This window comes from Enterococcus sp. DJ147D b (genome assembly GCF_058216655.1).
The window spans coordinates 527,101-546,624 of the sequence record NZ_CM177104.1; the positions used below are offsets into that span (position 1 = coordinate 527,101).

General features: G+C 35.8%; 19 protein-coding genes, 1 tRNA gene and 1 pseudogene. 14 read left to right on the forward strand and 7 right to left on the reverse strand.

Features of this window, described 5'->3' with window-relative positions:
• Window positions 1-31: 31 nt before the first annotated feature.
• Window positions 32-937 (forward strand): annotated as a pseudogene (locus tag AC4BD1_RS02575) (ArgE/DapE family deacylase); the annotation flags it as partial.
• Window positions 938-1,629: 692 nt separating this feature from the next.
• Here AC4BD1_RS02575 and AC4BD1_RS02580 read toward each other — a convergent pair.
• Complete coding sequence (locus tag AC4BD1_RS02580; RefSeq protein ID WP_490466923.1) at window positions 1,630-3,243, reverse strand: FAD-dependent oxidoreductase; 1,614 nt, start codon at window positions 3,241-3,243, stop codon at window positions 1,630-1,632.
• A gap of 332 nt (window positions 3,244-3,575) precedes the next feature.
• A complete protein-coding gene (locus AC4BD1_RS02585; protein WP_490466924.1) occupies window positions 3,576-5,510 on the reverse strand; it encodes an ABC-F family ATP-binding cassette domain-containing protein in 1,935 nt (644 codons plus the stop codon).
• 223 nt (window positions 5,511-5,733) lie between these two features.
• On the opposite strand from AC4BD1_RS02585, the gene AC4BD1_RS02590 reads away from it, so the two are divergent.
• Window positions 5,734-6,387, forward strand: coding sequence for a redox-sensing transcriptional repressor Rex (locus AC4BD1_RS02590; RefSeq protein WP_206907060.1), 654 nt, complete (start codon window positions 5,734-5,736; stop codon window positions 6,385-6,387).
• Between the two features lie 106 nt (window positions 6,388-6,493).
• On the opposite strand, the gene AC4BD1_RS02595 is transcribed toward AC4BD1_RS02590, so the two are convergent.
• Window positions 6,494-6,856: a thioredoxin family protein gene (locus AC4BD1_RS02595; RefSeq protein WP_490466925.1), complete on the reverse strand. Its 363-nt coding sequence runs from the start codon at window positions 6,854-6,856 to the stop codon at window positions 6,494-6,496.
• Between the two features lie 198 nt (window positions 6,857-7,054).
• On the opposite strand from AC4BD1_RS02595, the gene AC4BD1_RS02600 reads away from it, so the two are divergent.
• Complete coding sequence (locus AC4BD1_RS02600) at window positions 7,055-8,011, forward strand: permease (protein ID WP_206907064.1); 957 nt, start codon at window positions 7,055-7,057, stop codon at window positions 8,009-8,011.
• Window positions 8,012-8,022: 11 nt separating this feature from the next.
• On the forward strand, window positions 8,023-8,859 hold the full coding sequence (locus AC4BD1_RS02605; protein ID WP_490485777.1) for a TIGR03943 family putative permease subunit: 837 nt from the start codon (window positions 8,023-8,025) through the stop codon (window positions 8,857-8,859).
• Window positions 8,860-9,166: 307 nt separating this feature from the next.
• Here AC4BD1_RS02605 and AC4BD1_RS02610 read toward each other — a convergent pair whose 3' ends face one another.
• Both AC4BD1_RS02610 and AC4BD1_RS02615 read right to left on the reverse strand, forming a co-directional pair.
• Window positions 9,167-9,652: a threonine/serine exporter family protein gene (locus tag AC4BD1_RS02610; protein ID WP_206907068.1), complete on the reverse strand. Its 486-nt coding sequence runs from the start codon at window positions 9,650-9,652 to the stop codon at window positions 9,167-9,169.
• Between the two features lie 18 nt (window positions 9,653-9,670).
• The gene (locus AC4BD1_RS02615) at window positions 9,671-10,420 is read right to left on the reverse strand and encodes a threonine/serine exporter family protein (RefSeq protein ID WP_206907070.1); all 750 of its coding nucleotides are present in this window, start codon (window positions 10,418-10,420) and stop codon (window positions 9,671-9,673) included.
• Window positions 10,421-10,543: 123 nt separating this feature from the next.
• Between AC4BD1_RS02615 and AC4BD1_RS02620 the strand changes: the two genes are divergently transcribed.
• Together AC4BD1_RS02620 and AC4BD1_RS02625 are read left to right on the forward strand one after the other, a co-directional pair.
• Window positions 10,544-10,614 (forward strand) — tRNA-Gly (locus AC4BD1_RS02620).
• Window positions 10,615-10,750: 136 nt separating this feature from the next.
• On the forward strand, window positions 10,751-11,476 hold the full coding sequence (locus tag AC4BD1_RS02625) for a DNA/RNA non-specific endonuclease (protein ID WP_206907071.1): 726 nt from the start codon (window positions 10,751-10,753) through the stop codon (window positions 11,474-11,476).
• Between the two features lie 181 nt (window positions 11,477-11,657).
• Here AC4BD1_RS02625 and AC4BD1_RS02630 read toward each other — a convergent pair whose 3' ends face one another.
• Window positions 11,658-12,125 carry a TspO/MBR family protein gene (locus AC4BD1_RS02630; protein ID WP_490466927.1) on the reverse strand — a complete coding sequence of 156 codons (468 nt, stop codon included), beginning with the start codon at window positions 12,123-12,125 and terminating at the stop codon, window positions 11,658-11,660.
• A gap of 261 nt (window positions 12,126-12,386) precedes the next feature.
• On the opposite strand from AC4BD1_RS02630, the gene AC4BD1_RS02635 reads away from it, so the two are divergent.
• The 6 genes from AC4BD1_RS02635 (at window position 12,387) to AC4BD1_RS02660 (ending at window position 16,813) form a co-directional block, all read left to right on the forward strand.
• The gene (locus AC4BD1_RS02635; protein ID WP_067481587.1) at window positions 12,387-12,653 is read left to right on the forward strand and encodes an IreB family regulatory phosphoprotein; all 267 of its coding nucleotides are present in this window, start codon (window positions 12,387-12,389) and stop codon (window positions 12,651-12,653) included.
• Window positions 12,650-13,081: a Holliday junction resolvase RuvX gene (gene ruvX / locus AC4BD1_RS02640; protein WP_206907073.1), complete on the forward strand. Its 432-nt coding sequence runs from the start codon at window positions 12,650-12,652 to the stop codon at window positions 13,079-13,081. Before AC4BD1_RS02635 ends, ruvX begins: the two co-directional genes overlap by 4 nt.
• Window positions 13,082-13,102: 21 nt before the next feature.
• Window positions 13,103-13,414 (forward strand): DUF1292 domain-containing protein, encoded by a 312-nt coding sequence (locus AC4BD1_RS02645; protein ID WP_067481590.1) that lies wholly within the window; start codon window positions 13,103-13,105, stop codon window positions 13,412-13,414.
• Window positions 13,415-13,555: 141 nt separating this feature from the next.
• Window positions 13,556-14,470: an N-acetylmuramoyl-L-alanine amidase family protein gene (locus AC4BD1_RS02650; protein WP_206907074.1), complete on the forward strand. Its 915-nt coding sequence runs from the start codon at window positions 13,556-13,558 to the stop codon at window positions 14,468-14,470.
• A 588-nt stretch (window positions 14,471-15,058) separates the two neighbouring features.
• Window positions 15,059-16,039, forward strand: a complete 981-nt coding sequence (locus AC4BD1_RS02655; protein ID WP_206907075.1) for a hypothetical protein — start codon at window positions 15,059-15,061, stop codon at window positions 16,037-16,039.
• A gap of 327 nt (window positions 16,040-16,366) precedes the next feature.
• Window positions 16,367-16,813, forward strand: a complete 447-nt coding sequence (locus AC4BD1_RS02660) for a GNAT family N-acetyltransferase (RefSeq protein ID WP_490485778.1) — start codon at window positions 16,367-16,369, stop codon at window positions 16,811-16,813.
• A 432-nt stretch (window positions 16,814-17,245) separates the two neighbouring features.
• Here the strand turns inward: AC4BD1_RS02660 and rnhC are convergent, their stop codons facing one another.
• Window positions 17,246-18,166 carry a ribonuclease HIII gene (gene rnhC, locus AC4BD1_RS02665; RefSeq protein WP_206907078.1) on the reverse strand — a complete coding sequence of 307 codons (921 nt, stop codon included), beginning with the start codon at window positions 18,164-18,166 and terminating at the stop codon, window positions 17,246-17,248.
• A gap of 200 nt (window positions 18,167-18,366) precedes the next feature.
• On the opposite strand from rnhC, the gene zapA reads away from it, so the two are divergent.
• Both zapA and AC4BD1_RS02675 read left to right on the forward strand, forming a co-directional pair.
• Window positions 18,367-18,804 carry a cell division protein ZapA gene (gene zapA, locus AC4BD1_RS02670; protein WP_490485779.1) on the forward strand — a complete coding sequence of 146 codons (438 nt, stop codon included), beginning with the start codon at window positions 18,367-18,369 and terminating at the stop codon, window positions 18,802-18,804.
• Between the two features lie 42 nt (window positions 18,805-18,846).
• The gene (locus AC4BD1_RS02675; protein ID WP_490466929.1) at window positions 18,847-19,395 is read left to right on the forward strand and encodes a CvpA family protein; all 549 of its coding nucleotides are present in this window, start codon (window positions 18,847-18,849) and stop codon (window positions 19,393-19,395) included.
• Window positions 19,396-19,524: the final 129 nt, after the last annotated feature.

Sequence of the window (19,524 nt, forward strand, 5' to 3'; positions counted from 1 at the left end):
GTCTTTTTAGGCGCTTTTTTTACCTTTCCACAATAAAAGTGAGTTCTCACAGAAATCTTTTGAAGCGAAAATTGAAGGAAATCGTTTATATGATCGTGGATCAACAGACATGAAGAGTGGACTTGTAGCAATGGTTCTCGCGATGATTGATTTAAAAAAAACTGGAAAAACATTTAATGGCAAAATCAAATTATTGGCTACAGTGGGTGAAGAAGTAGGGGAACTAGGAAGTGAACAATTGACCAAAGCAGGATACGTAGACGACTTGGATGGATTGATCATTGGTGAACCAACCAACTACAATTTGATGTATACTCACGTGGGTTCAATCAACTACACTGTCGCATCATATGGTAAAGAGGCCCATAGTTCAATCCCACAAGAAGGATATAATGCCATTGATCAGTTGAATGAATTCATGACGAAAGTCAATACAGAGATGAAACGCATGGCAGAGACAGTCGAAAATCCTGTTTTAGGTCGGACAATCCATAACGTAACAATTATCAATAGTGGAAATCAGGTAAACAGTATTCCAAGTTATGTACAGCTACAAGGAAATATACGCTCGATTCCAGAATTTTCAAATGATAAAGTCATTGAATTGTTGCAAAAAATCGTGGATGACTTGAACCAAGAAACTGAATTTAAACTTGAGTTAACAATTGATCTCAATAAAATTCCGGTAAAAGCAAATCCCGAATCTTCTTTGCTCCACAGTATCCAAAAACTATTTGAACAGCCATTCCCACTATTTGGTGCTGCTGGAACAACTGATGCAGTTGAGTTTCCCAAAGCAAAACAGCTATTTGATTTCGTTGTTTTTGGGCCTGGTGTACCAACTTTGCCACATCAAGTGAATGAGTATGTTGAACTTGATAATTATTTAGCGATGATTGATAGCTATCAATCAATTATTTTGGATTATGTAGCCTAATATAATAATATACGGTACTTTTTTTTGTAAGATATAAATTTCATAATAGTTTGCAATTAAGGCTCAAGACTGGTTAGTTAATGACTGACCAGTCTTTTTACGAAATTTAGTTAATCTTTTCTTGCAAAATAGAGTAAGCGAACTTTTTGACTCATATAGCAATCGAGAAATATGAAAAAGAAAGTAGAACAAACGATTAATTTAACACAATGGTCAGTTCAGTAAGGTCTCCATTTCTTAGTTATCTGAGGTTATCAAGCGAACTATTTTTGATTACGTAAATAAGATGTTTACTTTTTCTTAAACAAATCCAAAAAAAAGACAAGATTTCAATCATAATTTCTTCACAATTACGTTCTATTATAAATACATACCAACAAACAACCCTATACTTTTTCATTTTTACTCCTCAAGTAAAAATAACTCCTAAGACCGCGGCTACCCACCGCGGTCGTTTTTTTTTAATCAAAAAAGAGAAGCATACGATATTTACCGCATGCTTCTCTTTTGAAATGCAGATTTTGAGTATCAGATTACTATCTAGCTGGAGCTGACAGCTTGGAGTCACACTCTTTCCCTCGGTGTCCCCAAAAAGACTCCTCCATATAGCTTGCATTTACTTCAAAAGATGAAGAACTATTTTTGTCAATTATTTATTATTTTGTCGGAACCAAACGCTCTACGACACAACCTTATTCCTCAATCATAGTTGCCTTAATACCAAATCCTGCCAAAATTCGAGCAGAAGTATAGGTATTCAACCCTTTTCTAAAAGTAATAAAAACTTGTTTATCTTTAGGAATCTCATCTACTCGATCACGCAATTCATTCATCGGGATATTTTTGGTTGCCTCAATACTTCCCGACTTAGGCTTGTCTGCCTCTCGGATATCTAAAAAGAAACTGTTTTGTAATTCTTCTTTGGTTAATTCACTTGCTTTTATTGTTTTCACGGTATTGTTTAGCTGATTGATTGCAACGTAGCCAGCGATATTCAATGGATCTCTAGTAGTTGAATAAGGTGGAGAGTAGGGCAACTCAAGATCTGGTAAATCAAAGACAGTTAAGTTTCCAGTAATAGCAACAGATAATTCACCGATTCGTTTGTCTACACCATGTTCACCAACTGCTTGACCGCCCAAAATTTTTCCAGTTTCTTCTTCAAAAATTAGTTTGAGATTTAGTCGAGTAGCACCTGGATAGAAATTTGCATGGTCGAAAGGAGTGATAAAAATCGTTTTATAGTTAGTGATACCAGCTTCTTTTAATTGATGTTCCGTAAGACCAACATAACTTGCAGTATAGTCAAAGATTTTTGCTACACCGGCACCAATGTAACCGCGATACGTAAAAGGTGCACCATTGACGATATCTGCCAGTAGATGTCCTTGACGATTTGCAGCACTTGATAACATACTTGGTGTTGGTTGATGCGTAATTACACTGGTTGTTTCGATAATATCACCGATGGCAAAAATATCAGGAAGATTCGTTTTTAATTGGTTATCAACGATGATTTGACCACTTTTACTCATTGAAATACCAGCAGATTTAACAATTTCATTATTCGGTGCTACGCCTGTAGCAAATAAAATCATATCAGGATGTAGAAGAGCTCCGTCTGATAATTGAACTTCGTTTCCTTTTTGGCGAATGTCATTGATATGTGTATTTAAATGAACAGTTAAGCCTTGTTCAATTAATTTATCATAAACTAAATCAGCAATTTCATGATCGTAAGGAAAAGCAACTTGATCTAACTGATCGACTAAAGTAACTTCCATACCGCGATGTTTAAAGTTTTCAGCTAGTTCTAATCCCATGACTCCAGCACCTAAAACTAAAACATTTTTTGGATCATTTTTTTGAATGAAGGATTGGATTTTATCAGCATCCGTCACACTGCGCAAAACAAAACCATTTTCGGCTTGGTCTGCACCAGGAATTGGTGGTAAAGTTGGGCGGGCGCCCGCAGAAATAATTAGATAATCATAATTTGTTTGGCTGACATGATCAGTTGTTAAGTCATGAATAGTTAATTCTTTTTTATCGGGATCAATTTTTGTGACTTCATGCTTCGTAAACACATCAATATTATTTTTGATTTTTAAAATTTCAGGTGTTCGTTCAATCAATGAATCACGGTCATCGATCACTTGTCCGAGATAATAAGGAAGTGCACAACTAGCGTAGGAAATATGTTCACCTCGTTCATAAATCACAATTTCATGCTCTTCATTTAATCGGCGTAAGCGAGTCGCAAAGGAAGGACCACCAGCAACGCCGCCAATGACTACAAATTTCATAAAAACAACTCCTTTTCTAATTTGAATAGTACTATTTTATTTACAATCCAGCAAAGAATTGTGCCGGAGCAGAGGAAGGGATAAAAATGGATAAAAAGAAAAAAGCATGCGAAGCGAAAAAAGTCGCAACATGCTTTTTGGTAAGTAAATACTTGCTTTATTTTGTGTTGAAGATTTTGAATTTTTATATCAGACGAGTGTCGTGTATCATAACTTTTTAGTGTTCACCAAGCAGCTCCTTGAAATCATGTACAACTGTCTAAAAATATGAGAAGCTATTTTTGTCAGTTGCTCATTATTTTTTTCAGAGCTGATCGCTTGGAACCATCACCTTATTCATACTGTTCCAACTCAATACTCAAGTTTTCCCAAGCAACCAATTTTTCTTCTTGCTCAGCTCGCGCATGTTCCAATTGTTTGTTCAGATCGTTTAATTTTACATGATCGTCAAGAATCTCAGGATGGACCATTTCTCTTTCTAACTGTGCAATTGTTTCATCCAATTGCGCCATTTCTTCTTCGACTTGCGTAATTTTCCGACTTAAACTACGCATCAATTTTTGTTGTTCCTTACTTTGATAGTAATTTGATTTGCTAGTAGGTGTTTCAACGACTTCTGTTTGTTCTTCTTTTGCCAAAAGTTCTGCAATTTCTTCTTCTTCCTGTTTCTTTTCCAAATAATAATCATAATCTCCAAGGTACATCTTGCTACCATTTTCAGATAACTCAACCACCTTCGTTGCGATACGATTGATAAAGTAACGGTCATGAGAAACAAAAAGCAGGGTGCCATCGTAATCAATTAGCGCGTTTTCTAGCACTTCTTTGTTATCAATATCTAAGTGGTTTGTTGGCTCGTCCAGTATCAAAAAGTTTTCTTGGTTCATTGCTAGTTTGGCTAACGCAACCCGTGCTTTCTCGCCACCACTTAATAATGGAATCGTTTTTTCAACATCTTCGCCAGAAAACAAAAAGGCGCCCAATGCACTACGAATTTCTTTTTCCGGTAAAGTAGGATGTTCATCCCATAATTCTGCCAAAATTGTTTTATTTGTGTGTAAGTTTGCTTGACCTTGGTCATAATAGCCAATTGTTACGTTGGTTCCAAGGTGCTGAGTTCCTCGAATAAAAGGTAGCTGATGAATAATAGATTTAAGCAAAGTTGACTTGCCAATTCCATTTGGTCCAACGAGAGCAATTGCTTCTTGGCGTCGAATATCTAAATTGATTGGTGCTGATAATACCTCACCATCGTAGCCAATTGCAGCATCTTCTACTTGTAAGACAACATTTCCAGAAGGTTTTTCTGCATGGAAAAGGAAATGGGCTTGTTTTTCATCACCTAGAGGTCGGTCTAAGCGATCCATTTTTTCTAGCGCTTTCCGACGACTCTGAGCACGTTTGGTTGTTGATGCGCGCACAAGATTACGAGCAACGAAGTCTTCTAGTTTGTGAATTTCTGTCTGTTGTTTCTCATAAGCTTTCCAATCACTTGCAAGTTGTTCAGCTTTTAGGTCAAGATATTTGGAATAATTTCCTTTGTAATGACGCATTTTTTGACGACTAAGCTCATATACTTCAGTGACAACCTTATCAAGAAAATAACGGTCATGTGAGACAATCAGTAAAGCGCCAGTGTAACCTTGTAAATAATTTTCTAACCATGAAAGTGTCTCAATGTCTAGGTGGTTAGTAGGTTCATCAAGAATCAAGATGTCTGGATGCTGCAAAAGCATCCGAGCTAGTGCAAGACGTGTTCGTTGTCCACCAGATAAAGTATCGATTGTTTGATCGTAAAAAGAAGGATCAAATTTGAATCCATGTAAGACGGAACGAATTTCGTTTTCATAACCGTAGCCATTTTTATCGGAAAATTCGTGTTGTAATCGATCATATTCTTTTAAAAAAGAATCATAAGCAGGTGTTTCAGGAACTCCTTCACTGATTGCAACCTCTAATTCGCGCATGCGTTGTTCCATTTTGCGCACTTCTGCAAAAGCTTTTAGCATCTCATTCCAGACAGTTTCATTAGAAGACAGCCCAGTGTCTTGTGCTAGATAGCCGAGTGTGGCTGTCTTATTTTTGGTAATCGCACCTTCATCAGGAGCTTCTAGACCTGCGATTATTTTTAGTAGCGTTGATTTTCCAGCACCATTGCGACCAACTAAGGCAATTCGTGCGCCAGTGCTGATTTCTAAATGAATATTTTGAAACAAAACGTCCGCACCAAAATGGCGGGCGACTTGGTTGGCTTGTAATAAAATCATCGAATCCTCTTTTCTACTTTGTGAATTCTTCTAGGAATAAAAAGTAATTTTCAACTTGTAGTCTACCATAAATTCATTAAGACTGCGAGATTGGTGACAATGATAAAAAGATGAATAAAGAATAAAAATTCACAATATCCGAGCAATCAAATTGATTTTTTCCCATGGATACTGCTATGATGGGTAAATCAAAGAGAAATTAGAAACTCGTGGAGGTAAGCAAGTGAAAGATCATATAATTCCAAAGGCAACAGCGAAACGTTTGCCCTTATATTATCGTTATTTGAGAATTTTAAATAATGCTGGAAAGAAAAAAGTTTCTTCAACTGAATTAAGTGAGGCAGTCCAAGTCGACAGTGCAACGATTCGACGTGACTTTTCTTATTTTGGAGAACTAGGAAAACGTGGCTATGGGTATGACGTGGAAGATTTAATGCACTTCTTTGCTAAAACGCTAAATGATGATCAACTAACAAATGTTGCCTTGATTGGTGTCGGTAATCTAGGAAGCGCCTTGTTAAAATATAAATTTCATCAAAGTAACAGTATCCGTGTTAGCTGTGCTTTTGATGTCAATGAAGAAATCGTTGGAAGAATCGTTGACGGTATTCCCGTTTATCCGATGGATGATATGATGGAACAAATCAAGATCCAACAAATCGAAGTAGCTATTTTGACTATCCCTGCTTCAAAAGCACAAGAAGTAGTAAACCGTTTAACTGAAGCAGGAATCAAGGGAATTCTAAACTTTACCTCTGCGCGATTAAACGCGCCAGCGGATGTTTTGATTCAAAATGTGGATTTAACAAATGAATTACAGACATTGATTTATTTCCTACATTCAGATGCAACTTTAAACACAACGGATGAAGAATAATCTAAAAAATGTTTGTGTTAAAATAAAACATTTATCAATTTAAAACCGCCTAACATCCATTTATATAAATGGATGTTAGGCGGTTTTTCTATTTGAGCTACGTTTGTCACTGACCCTTTTTTCTATTGAAAATTTCTGCATAGCTTGGTGTGGTATCAATCTGGACTAGCTGAGTTAAAAGGGATTCAATTTTTTTTAAGTCAATGAAACGTGCTTGACGAGCAACTTCTTTTCCTTTGTGGAAAATCAAAATCACTGGGGCCGTCAAAACTTCAAAAGTACTAGCCACTTCAGGAACCTCATGAGCATCTAGATGTAAGGCAGGAAGATCGAATGAGGACAGCAACTTCTGTAGACGTGGCTCAATTGCATGACAAACACTACAATGAGGCATGGAAAGAAAAAGAACAATCGTGTCTTCCGTGTCAATGCGGTGCAGCGCTTCTGATAGCTGAGTTGTTTTCTGCATTCAAGTGACCTCACTTCTCATTTTTATTTTCTGTGACTAAATGTAGTCGGGAACGAGTGAATTGTCAATCAAGTTGTTTTTACAAAAAAAGAAGCTAAAAGATAAGAGAATAGTAAAGTTTTTTTCTGAACTTGTAATTCTTTTAGGAAAAGCGTATATTATTTTGGCAAATGACGTTGAATGAGAAGGAGAGACAACATGTTTTCTTGGTTACCCAACTCGGTTTTGCAAATGAGCACGATTTTTTTATCAATCGTTATCGAAGCACTACCGTTTGTTTTATTAGGTTGCATCATTTCGGGAGCATTACAAGTTTTTTTAACGCCGGAACGTGTTCGACGTTGGCTTCCTAAAAATAAATTTTTATCCATTTTAGTTGGCTCTGGATTAGGATTCTTTTTTCCTTCGTGTGAGTGTGGTATTGTGCCGATCGTCCATCAGTTTGTAAAAAAAGATGTTCCAGTACCAACTGCTTTTGCTTTTATGTTGACTGCACCCATTATCAATCCAGTGGTGATTTTTTCAACTTATATCGCGTTTGGCAATTCTTGGAAAATGGCAGGCTGGCGAGTGCTAGGGGCTTTTTTGGTTGCCTTAGTAGTAGGTGTTTGGTTAGCTTATTTTCAAAAGGAATCTGTCTTGAAAGAAAAATTGATTCAAAACCACTTAAATGAACGACAAAAACATTCACATCACCACCATGAATTGCCGATTGAAGACAAGAAAATGGAAAAAATAAAATTTGCTAGCATACATCGACTGGGTCAACAAATATGGCATGTCTTGACTCATGCGATTGATGAGTTTTTCGATACAGGTCGCTATTTGATTATTGGTGGGCTGATTGCGGCAGCGATGCAAACGTATTTGCCAACGCGAGTGATGTTAACTTTAGGATCAACTAAAATTTTAGCAATTATCATCATGCTGTTACTCGCATTTACGATGTCGTTATGTTCTGAAGCAGATGCGTTTATTGGTTCTTCCTTATTAAGTTTGTTCGGAACAGCACCTGTTGTGGCGTTTTTAGTTTTTGGACCAATGGTGGATATCAAAAATCTGTTGATGATGAAGCGCTACTTTAAAAGTCAATTTATCTTCGCTTTGATTTGTGTCATTGCAGTGGTTGTTATAGGTTATACATTAATCATCTAGGAGGGAAAGCAATGATCCGTTTTTTAATTTTATCAGGTTATTTTGAACTGATGATGTATTTACAAGTTTCTGGAAAACTCGATCAGTATATCAATGTTCATTATCGGTATTTAGCAATCCTTTCGATGGTTTTATCTGCGGTGTTAGCATTGGTTCAGCTCTATTTATGGGGAAAAAATGATCCAAATGAAGCAACAGCTGAGCATCACGATCATGACCACGGATTGACAAAATCAAGTCAGCGTTTGATTGCTTATATACTACTAGCTTTACCAATCATAGTAGGAACATTGTTTCCAACAGTTAGCTTGGATACTACGATCGTTGAAGCAAAGGGATTTAATTTTCCTGTTAGTAAAGAATCAGTAGGCGATCCGGAAATGCAGACGCAATATTTGAAACCTGATACGAGTATTTATTTCAATCAGTCTGATTATCAAGAACAGATGAACGAATTAAAAGTAAAATATGGAGAACAACAAACGATTCAGATCACAGATGAAAATTATTTAGAGATCATGGAACTGATCTATAATTATCCAAGTGAATTTATTGGAAAAACAATTAGCTATGATGGTTTTGTTTATCAGACCCCAGATAAAGAAAAGCAAGATATTTTCTTGTTCCGTTTTGGTATCATCCATTGTGTAGCAGATTCAGGTGTTTTTGGATTATTGACGCAGATGCCCGAAGGAGTCGTTGTTAAAAACGATGAGTGGTATCATGTGGAAGGTATGATTCAGTCTGAATATTATCAACCATTTAAGCGAGATATTCCGACTGTACATGTGACGACTGCTAAGAAAGTGACTGCGCCAAAAAATCAATATGTGTATCGTTCTTTTTAGGAAGAGGAAAAGATTGTGGCTCCAAGCGGTTAACTCCGACTAGATAGTGAGCAGACACTCAAAATAGCCCCTCATATTTTGTAGTGAATGTAGGCAATAAGAAAATTTTTCTAAAATAGTTTCCCTATATCCTTAAAGCAGTGATGAAGGATGTGAAGATGTTACTTTTTGCATGTCGAAATAGACTATTATAGGACACAGTGTTCTATTCCACACAGCAAGCACACTTTCGCAAAAATCTCCCTATTCGTTACACAAATAGAATCACTAAAAAAAAGAAGTCGAGACGATTTTGTCCCGGCTTCTTTTATTTCTTTAATAGAAACTTTTTTTTACGTTTATTGATCATAGAATCACGCTTTAATTTAAAGTTCCGAATATTATGATTAAATACCTCAGATAAAACTAGACCTAAGGCAATTGCACCAGCGATCATAATCGCTTGTACCGCATAAGTAATCGCTTCTTGATACGAACCAGTGACTAGATTTCGGACAGCTTGATAAGCTAATCCCCCAGGAACCAGTGGAACCATTCCAGGGATATTAAAAATGGTGACCGGCATCTTGAACTTTTTGGAAAAAACATCACTAATAAAGGCGACCCCTAATGAACCAAGCAAGGACCCAAATGCAGCGTTACCGCCAAAGGTAATCGTGACCCAGTAGATCATCCAGCCAAGTGCACCAGAAAAACCACACCAAATCAATGCACTGCGAGGTACATTTGTGATAATGGCAAATGCCGCCGTTGCTAAAAAACTAAAAGAAAATTGTATAAGTATCGTCCACATAGGCAGGCTCCCTTTCGATTAAAAAAGTTGAAAAATAAAAGCGATGGCAAAGCCAATCATAGTAGCTGTCATCATTGCTTCTGTTCCACGAGATACACCTGAAAGATAATGACCAGCTAGTAAATCACGAATAGCATTGGTAATTTGAACCCCAGGCACTAACGGCATAACACATCCAATAATAATCAAATCTTGATTGATTCCGATGTTTAGTCGAACACTAAGAATGGCTGCTAGCCCAATAAATAAAGAAGAAAAAAATTCTGAAAGAAATTTTATCCTGAAAAATTTTAGGCTATATAAATAAATAGCATATCCTATACCGCCAATAAGGAATGCAGTGGGAAAATCAGCTAATTCGCCACCAAATAAAACCATAATAGTTGCACTGATTACAGCTGCACTAAAAATTTGTAGCCATACAGGGAAAAAGAAACGTTCTTTGTAAATGCTTTGTAAGGCGTCATAAAGTTCGGGTAATGTTAATTCTTTAGCTACATAGCGTCGTGACAAATCGTTGACTTTGACAACTTTTTCAAGATTGATGGAACGATTGGTGATTTGTTCCATTCGGATAGTTGAAGTTCGATCAATTCCAATAAATAATCCAGTTTGTGTGACATAACTAACTAGACGATAGTTGCCAGAAGCTAAAGCAATCCTGCTCATCGTATCTTCTACCCGGTACATTTCGGCGTTGCTTTCCATCATGATTTTACCTGCAAGTAAACAAGTATCAAGTAATAAATTCAATTCTTTTTCCGACATGCCATCTTCTCCAATGTTCATTTGTTGTTTTCATTTTACTACAAAAAACAGAAATGAAGTAAAAAAGCGGATGAAAAAAAACTTGAGCAATGGAAAAAAGAGGCGTATACTTTTTTTAGTAATGCGGGTGTAGTTTAGTGGTAAAATCCCAGCTTCCCAAGCTGATGTCGCGAGTTCGATTCTCGTCACCCGCTTAATACAGAGAACGTGCTTTTATAGTCGAGAAGACAGTAGAAGTACGTTTTTTTTTGATTGAAAATAAAAAGAGAGTTTCTAAAGAGGGGAACGTATGTTAAAGTTTAGAAGGTTTGTGAGAAAAGGAGTAGATAAATGAGTAAGAAAACCACTAAGACTATTATGGGTGTTGTGATCGCGATTTTAGCAGGTGTTTTTGGAATTTCGACAACGCAAAATGATTCGGATATTTTTCAACAAATTACTGCAATTTTCGATTCAGCGCCACAAGCGACAAGGTTAGCAGATGTTCCTGAATATGATGGAAAGCATCAGGAAATCGAAATCAATCATAATCAACCTGATTTTTCTCCATCAGATCTTAGTTTAAATAAAGGAGTCTGGGAAAAATACTCTGAGATAGATCATTTAAATCGAGTAGGTTCAGCAAATGCAATGTTAGGAAGAGAATTGTTTCCAACAGAAAAAAGAGAACCCCTTTATGTAAATCCAACTGGATGGAAACAAAAAAAGTTAACAGATGGACAATGGTTATACAATCGCAGTCACTTAATTGGCTTCCAGTTAACTGGTCAAAATAATAACATTAAAAATTTGATGACAGGAACGCGTTCACTAAACACGCCTTATATGTTGGCACATGAAAATGATATTGCTGCATACATCAAAGAAACAAATCACCATGTACGTTACCGAGTGACACCTTATTTTGAAGAGAATGAACTAGTAGCGCGTGGTGTTCAATTAGAAGCACAAAGTATCGAAGATTCTAAATTGAAGTTCAATGTTTTTATTTATAACGTTCAGGACGGCTACACAATCAATTACCAAACAGGTCAAGCTGTTAAGAGTAAGAAATAAGCGAAAAGATGGTAAAGTGCGCAACTCTTTAGAGTAATCACCTGTGCTTTTTGATAGAGAAGTACGGAAATAATCAGCTCAAGAAACTTTGCTTTATTGAAGTCTGTTTTGCAATAATGGGTCACCAAAAAAGAGAGTGTGATGACAATTTTTTGTCGTCACACTCTCTTTTTCGAAAAAATTAATTTAAAATAGCCAATCCAAAAGAAAGATAGGTTGCATAAGCAATCCAAATCAAGTACGGAATGAAGCAGATAGCTGCGCCTTTAGATATACTACGAAATTCACGAATACTGAAAATAATTGTAAGTAATAGAAATAGACTAATAAATGAAGCAATCCAAAAGTATGATCCGCCGAAGAAAAGAATACTCCAAATAAAATTAAGTACCAATTGAACACCAAAAAGAACGTAAGCAAGTGTTTTCTTTTTCGCACTTTTGCTGTCAATCACTAGAAATAATGCTAGACCAATCAATGCATAAAGTACAGTCCAAATGATTCCAACTATATTTCCTGGTGGTGCCAAAAACGGCTTATCTAACTGAGCATAGATAGCGGGAATATCACCAGCAAAAAATCCTGATACAGATCCTATTAATTCTACACCAACGATACAAGCAAGCAATTTAAAAAATCTATTGAGCATATCGTCCCTCCTTTACTATTTGAAGTTTTCATGTACTTCATGTACTCTCTACTTATTAGTATAGTAAGAATGATTCGTAAAAGAAAAAAAGATGCTCAAGAAAAATAATCTAATGTTAGAAAAATCATGTTCTATTGATTCGGAAGATTTTCTAAAGCCAAGAGATTGGCAACTTACAAAATTTGTAAGTTTTGTCTTTTTCTAGTAAAATGAGTGTGGATAAGGTAGAATGAATACCTTGTGGGAAAGAGGTGTAGAATCATGGGTTTTACAGATGAAACCGTACGTTTTGATTTTGATGATAATCGCAAAAAAGAAGTCGGTGAAACATTAGCAATCGTTTATCGGGCTTTGGAAGAAAAGGGCTACAATCCTATTAACCAGATTGTCGGCTATTTACTTTCTGGAGACCCGGCCTACATTCCTCGTTATCGTGACGCACGAAACTTAATCAGACGTCATGAGCGCGATGAAATTATGGAAGTAATTGTTAAAGATTATCTTTCAAATCATGGAGTGAATTTATGAGAGTAATGGGCTTAGACGTTGGCTCAAAAACAGTTGGCATCGCAGTAAGCGATCCATTTGGTTGGACTGCCCAAGGTGTAGAAATTATTCGAATTGATGAGGCAGTTGGCGAATTTGGTTTTGATCGACTAAAAGAATTGGTCGCTGAATATGAAGTGGATCGATTTGTTGTAGGATTGCCCAAAAATATGAATAACTCAATTGGACCAAGAGCAGAAGCTTCCATGGCTTATGGAGAAAAAATCAAAGAACTATTTTCTTTACCGGTCGAATTTCAAGACGAACGACTAACAACAGTTCAAGCTGAACGCATGTTAGTAGAACAAGCAAATACGTCACGAGCAAAAAGAAAAAAAGTAATTGATAAATTAGCCGCAGTCATGATTTTACAAAACTATCTTGACGGTTCGGGTAAACAACTATTTTAGAAAACGAAAAGAGGAATTGATATGACAGAACATAATCATTCACATGATCATGACCATGAAGGACATGAGCACATCACATTGGTTGATGACCAAGGAAACGAAACACTTTACGAAATCTTATTGACAGTTGATGGACAAGAAGAATTCGGTCGTAACTACGTACTATTATACCCAGCTGGAGCTTCTGAAGATGAAGACGTTGAGTTACAAGCTTATGCTTACATCGAAAACGAAGATGGTACAGAAGGCGAATTGCAACAAATCGAAACAGACGCTGAGTGGGATATGATTGAAGAAGTATTCAATACATTCATGGCTGAAGAAGAAGAGTAACCCAAAAAGATGTTCCTAATTAGGAACATCTTTTTATTTTGCAAAAAATCAAAAGAATTTTGTTAGCACATGATCAATTGAATATTTAAGTTCCCTTTAAGCTTCTCTTCTTACACTGTCTGTAACGAGGTGAGTGAGAAGATGAAAAAAATATGTAGCTTGTTTTTAGTAATGGGTGTCTTGTTCTTTGCTGCTAAATCTTTGGGAATATTTGAACAAAAAACAACAGCTGAACAAACAGGAAGCACTCAAACAACTGAAACGAAAGCAACCAGTACCACAACAAGTAATCGTGAAACATTCAAGCAAATCAAAATTGGAAAAGAAGATAGCATCGTCTATGCAGATGAAAGATTAACTACTGAACTTACAACAGTTAATGGAGGCGAATTAACAGAATATCTTTCAGAAACAGATGACTGTTATCAAATAAAAACAAACGCTGGGACAACTGGATATTTAGCAAAAACGGCTGGAACAGTACTTGTACAAGAAATACAAAACCAGCCAACCAGTTTGTCTGAAGCAGTGATTGTTCTTGATCCAGGACATGGTGGTGATGATGTCGGCGCATTGAGTAATGACGAACGAGTCGAAGAAAAGACGATTACGTTAAGTACAGCCAAAAAAGTAAAAGCAGCTTTAGAGGCAGAAGGAGCAACCGTTTATTTGACACACGAGACAGATGAGTTCATTCAACTTGGTGAAATCTGTACATTCAGCGAAGAAAAATCAGCGGATGTCTTTATTAGCTTACACGCTGATTCAACAGAAATTGCTAATGAAGCTACAGGAATCACTACTTATTACTATTACGAGAAAAATGAGGAACTAGCACAAACGATTGCTGATGGTTTTTCTGACTTGTCCTTGAATTCCCGTGGAATCGCCTATGGCAATTATCAAGTCTTACGTGAAAACCTTCAACCAGCGATCTTGGTGGAGATGGGGTATATGAATAATGATTCTGACTTGGCTGAACTAGTAACGGATGATTACCAAGAAAAATTTGCAGAAAGTTTGACAAACTCATTACTTACTTATTTTAGTGAGTAACATTTGTCCGTAAAAAAAAGAATATAAATTGATTCGTCGTGTGTTTCATTCAGACTGTAGACAAAGACTTCAGATATCTTCGTTCAAAAAAGACATCTGAAACCTTTGTCTTTTTTCATAAAAATCAACAGGAGTACACATTCATTATAGGATTTCATTCAGATCTATTGTGAGAAAAATAAGTATCGTATGCCCTGATTTTTCCATTTTTGATATGAGATATATTGACTGATGTTTTTTTATATCTGTCAAAAGTCGTTTAATCGTTTCTTCAATTTTTGTATATCCCTAGACAAAAATTGTGCCTTGGAGAAATCTAAAAGTATTGTTATTCTTTTTATATGTTATCTATTTCTAAATTGCTTTACAGAATTTGTCATTCACATAAAAGATGATACTTCATCATTGTTCTACGCAATCATTCTTGTTTATCATACTTATTAACGACAATAGGTTTGATAGACACAGATTGTTAGCAGCCGATTCATAAAGATATCGGTTTTTAGAGAGTTTTAGAGAGTGTACCCATTTCATGATACAGTTATCTACTGTTACAATGGATTTAAATAAAAATTAGGAGAAAAAAACATGGTTAATCAAAATTTGTTGAAGTTCGAGGACGCTTGGGATATAGTGAAGCACGAACCAACGGTATGGGAATTCATTGAAATCAAAAATGATTCTTTCTACTACAAAATAAATCAGGAAGAACTGTTTCTAAGTAGTTTTAAAAGTAAAAATCTACCGTCATCTCCTTATACATTAACATTTTTGGGCAAAGTACTGACAAAGTTGAGTCCTTTAGCGAATATCATGTCACGACGCCCAGGAACAGAAGAAGTTACTTTTTATGTTTTACTTAATACACCACAGTCGGGTCTTTTTGGAAAAAAAGTAGACAAAAAAATGTTAGAGGTTGCCGCTCCACCTCTTGTTTGGAGGAGACAACAAATCAAAGAAGGAATAAGGGAAAATATCAAAGAGTACATAGAAAAAAATGAATCCTTCTATTTTCTTGATATTGGCTCAGGAGCAGGTTTTGATAGTCTCGAGATTGAACGCCTAATACATAGAATCAATGACTTAACAAATAATTGCTTTAATAAGCCTTATGGAAGTCTAAATATCGATATTGACTCAAAATGGTTGGGAAATAATCAATTAATAGCAGAAAAATTATTTGGTTCGAATCATTTTATAACAAGAGAAAATATATCTATTTTTGATTTTTGGGAAAAATATCCAAAGGCAATGCTTGGACAATATGATCATTTAATTATTTCTTGTAATGGTTTTGCGGAATTTTTATCTGACGTAGAACTTCGAAATCTATATGAAAAAATATTTCTGTTTGCACAAACATTTAATGGAACTGTTGATATTATCTTGCCTTTTGCGAATAAAAATAAAAAACAAGAATCTCTTGGGCATAAGATTGGTTTCAAATTCAAGGCAAAAGAGAAACAGGAAATAATCAAGATGATCAAAGAGATTTTTATAAAGTACAAAGTGAAATCTTGTGAGAAATATAGCCATATTGTCATGACTGTACAAAAAGATAGTGATTAATTGAATACATCAAAAGCATGAAATCCAGATCATAGCCTAAGGGATATGTTCTGGATTTTATGCTTTTCTCCATTGTTTTAGTCCATTTTTTACGATCGATTTTAAGATGGAAGTATCAGTGAGAAACAATGGATTAACTTTCACAAATGCTAAACACCGATTTTCTGAGCATTGTTTAACTAGGAAGATATGTAGCATTAAGCTCGAATAGCTTATACTTAAAGTAAGCACCAGAAAATTACTTGAAGACGAGCTGAAGACATTCAGCGAAAGTTCAGTAGCTACAATGATTGTAAAAAGAAATAGCTTTTGTGAAGGAGTGTTCGAATGAATTTATTACTTAAAGAGGTCGACGAATCTAATTGGCGAGATGTAATTGCGCTATCTGTTTCAGAAAATCAACTAAATTTTATAGAAACGAATGCAGCTTCTTTACTGGAAGCCGCCTATGATGTATCACTAGGGTGGCGACCGTTAGCCATGTATGATGGTCAGAAACTTGTCGGTTTTTCGATGATTGGTGCTCAAAAGGAGCAATCTATGTGGTTAGATCGATTGATGATTGAAGCGAGCTCACAGGGAAAAGGGTATGGTAGTTTATTTTTGCCTTTACTTATTGACTTGATGAAAGAACAATATGCTGTTGAGCGTATTTATCTAAGTGTGCATGACGAAAACGAAAAGATCATCCCTTATTATCAACGCTTCGGATTTGTTGATAGTCAAAGGTATGATCCAGAAAATGGTGAACGAATCATGTATTTAGATATGTAGGTTAAGACGTTCAAATTTTATTTATTTTTTTGTTAGCTTTTTGATAACGAGTATCAAGGTTAAAATCACTAACACAACTATCAAGAAGGCAAACAACATTTCGAATAGCAGGCTTACTTTGACGATCAAATCACCCATGGGCAGTCTCCTCCTTTCTCTAACAAATAAAAATGAGCTCGATGTGCATTTATCTCTGTTTATACTTAAAATAGCGATACTATGTAAAATCAGAATTTCTTGTTCAGTGATTAGAAGACTACAAGAAAAATGATTTATTTTCCTCTTATCTATTGTTTATGTTTAGAAATTCAATCGATTCCGCATTTTTTAGTAGAAAGTTCCCATTTTGTCCCCACAAAAGATTGCTTAGTAAAAAGTAATCTTTGTGAGGATTTTTGTTTGTTCAGTATTTTCAAAAGTTTAATAGGATGATCAAATTAGCTTTTGTGCTTTTTGCGTATTAGCAAAATGGAGTTTTGCATAATTGGCTAATAAAGGTAGACCCCCTTTTTTTAAAACACGCGCTGCTACGAGATCTGATTTTGAACCGGCACCAGACGGTAAAGTTATTCCAAGTTCAGCAGAAGCTTTATCTAGTTCTTCTAGAAAGCTTGCGCGACTAATGATAGAAGCTGCAGCAACTGCTAGATGATATTGTTCACCTTTTGTTACAAAATATAGTTTTTCTTGAATTTTATTTTTTTCTAGCCGTGCGTATTTTTGGAAATTTGCTTCGGGCGTAAATTGATCAATCAAAATCGCTTCAGGCTTGGTGGGTGAAAGTTTTTGTAAAAGCAAATAAATTGCTTGGTTATGCAATGCAACCTTCATCCTAACAGCATTATATTCAGGTTGTATTTCATTATATTTTTTTGGTGTAAGCACCAATAGTTGATAAGGAATCGTTTCCTTCAAAATTTTGGCTAACTGAATGATTTGAGCATCTTTCAATTCTTTTGAATCTCTGACGCCTAAGTTTCTCAAAATTTCTAAGTGTTTTCGATCAACGTAAGCGGCACAGACAGTGACGGGTCCGAAATAGCTTCCGTTTCCCACCTCATCACTGCCTAGGACGGAAAGCTGACTAATATTATTGGGTAGTGAAGAGGAAGATTTGACCTTCGTTTTTTTTACAGGTGATGACGCATTAGAGGATTCCCAACGACGGGCTTCTTGCTCGGCGTTTGCGCCTTGAAACATGACTTTTCCAGAAGTATAGGCAGTGATTGTTGTACCATTTTTTTTAGCAGAGAAAGTTGTATAAGGGATTTTTTTTTGTAGCAAGTTTGCTTGATAAGCATTTTTCATTTCATCCATTTTTGATTCAGAAACTTTGATTATTACATTACTCATTTTAGTCCTCCACTATTTGCTGTGACCATGAGGTTTTGATACATTGACAGGATCAAGGTGTCCCTGATGAGACATAGCATTTTTTAAAATTTTATCATATAATAGTAAAGTATGTTTAAGAAAAATGTGCGAAGTACACACGTATAAAAACTTCGTGGTACACTAAATAGGAATTTTATTATGGGAAGGAAATGGTTCGTATGGCGCATGAAAAAACACGCTATAAAGCAGTGATTGCCAATCAGACGTATACGATTATTGGTCGTGAAACGAAGCATCATATGGATATCGTTACAAAATTAGTGAATGACCAATTGATGGAATTAAAACAATTATCGCCACAGATGGATAACGAGCAAGCCGCAATTTTAATGGCGGTCAATGCGCTTTCGGATCAATTGAAGAAGCAAGAGAGACTCTTGGAATTAAATGAAGAAGTTGCGCACTTGAAGAAAAAAATGATTAAGTTTACTGAGTTAGAAAATCGTGTGAAACGGATGGAAGCTATCGAAAATGAAGCACGTGAAGTTTTGAAAGAAAATGGTCAACCTGATCGTGAAATCAAAAATCCTGTTGAAGCACAACAAATTTTGAACGAGAAGCGTAAAGGCCAAATCAAGCAGAAGTCTTCTACTTAAGCAGAAGTTTTTGAGTAGAGCTAGAGGAGAAAGGAACATGGCATGCTAAGTTTATTGATTATTCTTTTTTTACTGATTGCCTTTTTTTCTGGTGCGAAAAGAGGATTTGCTTTACAAGTCGTCTATACTGTTGGCTACTTGTTATCTTTTCTTGTCGCACAACATTTTTATAAGCAGTTAGCGAATCATTTGGAATTATACATTCCTTATCCGGCTGTAACGCCAACATCGAAGTTGGTCTTTTTCGATCAAACGATTTCTTTTAGTTTAGATCAAGCATTTTATGCGGGTATCGCATTTCTTCTTATTTTGATGGCAGGTTGGTTGATTACACGTTTTGTTGGCATTTTTGCTCACAGTCTAACTTACCTACCAGTGTTGAAGCAAGTCGATTGGTTAGCCGGTGGTCTTTTGTCAGTTGTTGTAACTTTTGTCATGATTTTCTTGCTTTTAAGCTTGCTTTCATTTGTCCCTGCAGATTTTATCCAAAACCAATTTAGAAATAGTGGACTTGCTCGCTATATTGTTGAAAATACACCAATATTAACAAATAAAATCTATGATTTATGGGTTACGAGAGTGATTGGATAAGGTTGTGACGCAAAGCGTTCCGTTCAGCTTCAAACAATAAGGTGTACTTTCTAAAAATAGCAGTTAGCTGTATATTTTTGTATTATTTTGAGAAAAAGTTTATGACATAAAAGTTAGTCTCAAAGTGAA

Coding starts and splice junctions, on each gene's coding strand:
- AC4BD1_RS02585 (WP_490466924.1), bottom strand. CDS start 5,510: ATGATTTTATTACAAGCCAACCAAGTCGCCCGCCATTTTGGTGCGGAC.
- AC4BD1_RS02630 (WP_490466927.1), bottom strand. CDS start 12,125: ATGCTCAATAGATTTTTTAAATTGCTTGCTTGTATCGTTGGTGTAGAA.
- AC4BD1_RS02605 (WP_490485777.1), top strand. CDS start 8,023: ATGATCCGTTTTTTAATTTTATCAGGTTATTTTGAACTGATGATGTAT.
- AC4BD1_RS02600 (WP_206907064.1), top strand. CDS start 7,055: ATGTTTTCTTGGTTACCCAACTCGGTTTTGCAAATGAGCACGATTTTT.
- AC4BD1_RS02580 (WP_490466923.1), bottom strand. CDS start 3,243: ATGAAATTTGTAGTCATTGGCGGCGTTGCTGGTGGTCCTTCCTTTGCG.
- AC4BD1_RS02610 (WP_206907068.1), bottom strand. CDS start 9,652: ATGTGGACGATACTTATACAATTTTCTTTTAGTTTTTTAGCAACGGCG.
- AC4BD1_RS02645 (WP_067481590.1), top strand. CDS start 13,103: ATGACAGAACATAATCATTCACATGATCATGACCATGAAGGACATGAG.
- AC4BD1_RS02675 (WP_490466929.1), top strand. CDS start 18,847: ATGCTAAGTTTATTGATTATTCTTTTTTTACTGATTGCCTTTTTTTCT.
- AC4BD1_RS02635 (WP_067481587.1), top strand. CDS start 12,387: ATGGGTTTTACAGATGAAACCGTACGTTTTGATTTTGATGATAATCGC.
- AC4BD1_RS02595 (WP_490466925.1), bottom strand. CDS start 6,856: ATGCAGAAAACAACTCAGCTATCAGAAGCGCTGCACCGCATTGACACG.
- AC4BD1_RS02615 (WP_206907070.1), bottom strand. CDS start 10,420: ATGTCGGAAAAAGAATTGAATTTATTACTTGATACTTGTTTACTTGCA.
- AC4BD1_RS02655 (WP_206907075.1), top strand. CDS start 15,059: ATGGTTAATCAAAATTTGTTGAAGTTCGAGGACGCTTGGGATATAGTG.
- rnhC (WP_206907078.1), bottom strand. CDS start 18,166: ATGAGTAATGTAATAATCAAAGTTTCTGAATCAAAAATGGATGAAATG.
- AC4BD1_RS02660 (WP_490485778.1), top strand. CDS start 16,367: ATGAATTTATTACTTAAAGAGGTCGACGAATCTAATTGGCGAGATGTA.
- zapA (WP_490485779.1), top strand. CDS start 18,367: ATGGCGCATGAAAAAACACGCTATAAAGCAGTGATTGCCAATCAGACG.
- AC4BD1_RS02625 (WP_206907071.1), top strand. CDS start 10,751: ATGAGTAAGAAAACCACTAAGACTATTATGGGTGTTGTGATCGCGATT.
- AC4BD1_RS02650 (WP_206907074.1), top strand. CDS start 13,556: ATGAAAAAAATATGTAGCTTGTTTTTAGTAATGGGTGTCTTGTTCTTT.
- ruvX (WP_206907073.1), top strand. CDS start 12,650: ATGAGAGTAATGGGCTTAGACGTTGGCTCAAAAACAGTTGGCATCGCA.